The 3,735-nt window shown below is 30.4% G+C and carries 4 protein-coding genes and 1 pseudogene; all 5 read left to right on the top strand.

From position 1 onward, the window contains the following. A partial coding sequence (locus AC6QZF_RS05450) for a transposase (RefSeq protein WP_499798865.1) occupies window positions 1-277 on the top strand: 277 nt, incomplete at its 5' end. A 222-nt stretch (window positions 278-499) separates the two neighbouring features. Beyond that, entirely contained in the window at window positions 500-1,420 is a 921-nt protein-coding gene (locus tag AC6QZF_RS05445; protein ID WP_499798864.1) for a thiamine pyrophosphate-dependent dehydrogenase E1 component subunit alpha, read from the top strand. Window positions 1,421-1,428: 8 nt separating this feature from the next. Beyond that, window positions 1,429-2,424, top strand: coding sequence for an alpha-ketoacid dehydrogenase subunit beta (locus AC6QZF_RS05440; protein WP_499798863.1), 996 nt, complete (start codon window positions 1,429-1,431; stop codon window positions 2,422-2,424). Then, window positions 2,421-3,581: a biotin/lipoyl-containing protein gene (locus AC6QZF_RS05435; RefSeq protein ID WP_499798862.1), complete on the top strand. Its 1,161-nt coding sequence runs from the start codon at window positions 2,421-2,423 to the stop codon at window positions 3,579-3,581. Before AC6QZF_RS05440 ends, AC6QZF_RS05435 begins: the two co-directional genes overlap by 4 nt. A 29-nt stretch (window positions 3,582-3,610) precedes the next feature. Further along, window positions 3,611-3,724: pseudogene (locus tag AC6QZF_RS05430) on the top strand (N-acetyltransferase); the annotation flags it as partial. Window positions 3,725-3,735 lie beyond the last annotated feature (11 nt).

Below are 3,735 nucleotides of genomic sequence, written 5' to 3'. Positions count from 1 at the left end.
TGCAAATCAGTTCAGGAGAAAGAAGCTTCAGAGGAAGAAAATATTCGATGGCATACTATTAAAAGCTTACCGTAATAAACCATTGAGTCAATCAGAAATAAGAGTTAACAAGTTGCTTTCAAAAGTAAGGAACAAAGTTGAGAGACCCTTTGCATATATGAAGCGAATCCTAAACTATCAGAGGTGTAGTTACTATGACTTAAGGCGAAACAGATTTGAATTTATAATGGCAGCGTTTGTTTATAATATAAGAAAGTTAATAACAGCAGTAACTTAAGATATTAAAGTATTCAATTAAGGAAGTTACTATTAAATTCGAATGTCAAAGAACAAAAAGCACAAATAAATTTAAGGAGAAAACCCAACTAAATTTTCTAAAAAAACGAATAACTGAATTCTTTAATTAAATACTATAATTTTTCAGAAGTCTCTAATAATTATGATATAGATAGACTGCATAAAATATTTAAGAAGTCTAATAAAATAAAGATTTTATTATATGATGAAAAAAGAAAAAGTAGAAAAAATATATTCACTTATGCTTTTAATAAGGCGTACAGAAGAAAAGTTATTGGAACTATTTTCGAGAGGATTATTAAATGGTACTGTTCATACTTGTATTGGACAAGAAGCTTGTGCAGTTGGTGTGATGGAAGTTATTGATAAGGAAATTGATATCATCTTTTCAAATCATAGAGCACATGGACATTTTTTAGCATATTCTGAAGATGTATATGGTTTATTAGCTGAAGTTATAGGAAAAAAAAGTGGATTGTGTGGTGGAATAGGGGGGAGTCAACATTTACATAAAAAAAATTTTTATACAAATGGAATACAAGGAGGGATGGTCCCAATAGCATTAGGGGCAGCTAAAGCAGAAAAATTTAAGGGCTCTAATGCGATCGTTATCGTTTTTTTAGGTGATGGTACAATGGGACAAGGAGTTGTATATGAAAGTTTAAATATTGCATCGCTTTGGTCTTTACCATTATTATTTATTCTTGAAGACAATCATTATGCACAAACAACACCAAAGAAGCTTGCTCATGCTGGTTCTTTCTGCCAACGTGCAAAAGCATTTGATATCCAAACTGAACATATAAAAGTTGATGATGTTTTAAAATTAATAAATGTAGCAGATAATGCTGTCAGATATGTTCGTGAAAACAAAAAACCCTTTTTTTTACATATGGAAACTTATCGTTTTTCACCTCATAGTAAGGGCGATGACTATCGGAATGCTGAGGAAATAGCAAAGTTTAAATTAGAAGATCCACTGATAAAACTTGAGAAAGAACTTTCAAAAGAAAAAGTTAAAGAGATTTCTGAAAATATTGATAACATGCTGCTGTCAATCCTTAATTCTATTAATAATGACAATGAAATGTCATTGGAAGAACTTTTAATATTAAATAATTAAATTAATTTATGAAAATTTGTGATGAAATTAATACTGTTTTATTCGAAATGATGCAGAATAATAGAGAAGTAATTTTAATTGGTGAAGATATTTTAGATCCCTATGGCGGTGCTTTTAGAATTACAAAAGGATTATCTTCATCTTTCCCAGAAAGAGTTTTGACAACACCGATATCAGAAGCAACCATAGCAGGAATGTCTATAGGTATGGCTTTGAGAGGTTTATATCCAATCGCTGAGATTATGTTTGGAGATTTTATAACTTTATGCATGGATCAATTGTTAAATCATGCTTCAAAATTAAAACCTATGTATAACGGTAATGTCGTAGTTCCAATGATTATGCGGACTCCAATGGGCGGGGGAAGAGGGTATGGTCCAACTCATAGCCAATCGCTTGAAAAACACTTTTTAGGTATTCCTTTTATTGATATTGTTGCTGTTTCGTTATTTCATAATGTGAAAAGAATTTTCTTAAATGCATATAATCGAAGAAGACCTGTAATTATTATTGAAAATAAACTTCTATATCCCATGGAGCTTTTTATATCCTCCAATGATGAAGTTTTTATTGAAAATATGTTAACAGAAACAGGATATTGTGACGTTATTATAAAAAATTATATAAATAATACACCTGATATTTTAATTGTTACATATGGTGGCGTAAGTAGATTTTTAAAAACGATTTTAAGAAAAATGATTGAAGAAGAAATTCGAGTCGTTTCCGTAATTATTGGACAAATATCTCCAATATCTAGGAAATCGATATCATTAATTAATACATACGCAAATCAATGTGGCAAAGTATTAATACTTGAGGAAGGCTCTAAAGAATTTGGTTGGTCTGCAGAAATTCAAGGAATAATTGAAAATCGTGATATAATAATTAATAGATTGGGCTCTGTAAACACAATCATTCCTTCAAATAAGAAATTAGAAGAACAGGTTTTAATCAATGAAGAAAAAATAATTAATAATATTTTGGAGATGATAAGAATATGAAGTTGGAAGCAGTGTACCTTCCTGCAATGGGGGTAAATGATATTCATGCAAAAATAGTTGATTGGAAAAAGAAATCAGGAGATAAGGTCACTAAAGGAGAAATTTTGTGTAGTGTTGAGACAACAAAAGCTATATTCGATGTAGAAGCAACAATGACAGGTTTTATTACAATATTGACTGATGTTGGAGCGGAGGTCTCGATAGGGGATATAATAGCTGTGATTAGTGATTCTTCAATTACAATTAATGAGGCAATCGAATATGTGAAAACTTTGCAAAACTCTAATAATGTAGAAAGTATTGAAAGTGAAAATAATGAAATTAAAATAACTGAGAAAGCAAGATTACTTGCATTGAGAAATAATGTCGATATAACTGCATTAAAACATCGATATAATAAAAAAATTACAGAAGCAGATGTTATAAAATTCATTGACCAAATGAAAAAAGGTGAAATAAAACAAGAATTTAAAGACACTGTAGATGATTTATATCCAATTAATAAAGTGCAACGTATTGCAATAATTGGAGGTGGAGATGGAGCAGTACAGGTAATTGACGCAATAACAAAAATACCACAAAAACGAGCTGTTATGATTTTTGATGATAAAAAGAGTCTAACAGGTAAATTCGTTGCAGGAGTTCCGATTGTAGGAAAATTCGATGCGAAAGAAATAGAGGATCGTTTTAATGATAAACAATTTGATAGTGTGATAATATCAATTAGTACTTCAATTCAATTTAGAAAAAAAGCTTATGAATTACTTAAGGAAAGAAAAATAACATTTACTAATGTTATTCATCCTTCTGTTGTAATAGGGATCAACTCTTCAATTGGAGAAGGGAATGTTATTTTGGCTAATTGTCATATAGGTGCATGTGCAAAAATAGGGGACAACAATTTTATTAGCGCTTATTGTAGTATCGAACATCATAATAATTTAGGTAATCATTGTTCTTTTGGTCCTGGTGTTATTACATCAAGCAAAGTAACAATTGGTGACATGGTTAGATTCGGAACTGGAGTTTTTATTGAACCCCATATTACAATAGGTTCAGAATCTATTATTAGTTCGGGCTGTATCATATGGAAAGATATTCCGAAAAAAACAATCGCAAAATCTCAATTAAACTACATATTAAGAGACGTTGAATAAGAAGCGAAAAACTAAATATTTCTTAATACGTAACAATTAGCGAAAATGCAATTGTGGGTGAGGGCAGCGTTGTTACGAAGGATGTTCCACCATATACAGTTGTAGCAGGCAATCCTGCTAAGGTTTTACGAAAATTAAAGTAGATAGAGAAATT

Origin of the sequence: Eximiradius sp. (assembly GCA_937127445.1) — a bacterium.
Classification (GTDB): domain Bacteria; phylum Bacteroidota; class Ignavibacteria; order Kapaibacteriales; family UBA2268; genus JAKIZO01.
This window is presented reverse-complemented; position numbering and strand designations above follow the sequence as displayed.

What these genes read in the sequence shown, in the direction of transcription:
- AC6QZF_RS05435 (WP_499798862.1), top strand. Translation starts at nt 2,421, where the DNA reads ATGAAGTTGGAAGCAGTGTACCTTCCTGCAATGGGGGTAAATGATATT.
- AC6QZF_RS05440 (WP_499798863.1), top strand. Translation starts at nt 1,429, where the DNA reads ATGAAAATTTGTGATGAAATTAATACTGTTTTATTCGAAATGATGCAG.
- AC6QZF_RS05445 (WP_499798864.1), top strand. Translation starts at nt 500, where the DNA reads ATGATGAAAAAAGAAAAAGTAGAAAAAATATATTCACTTATGCTTTTA.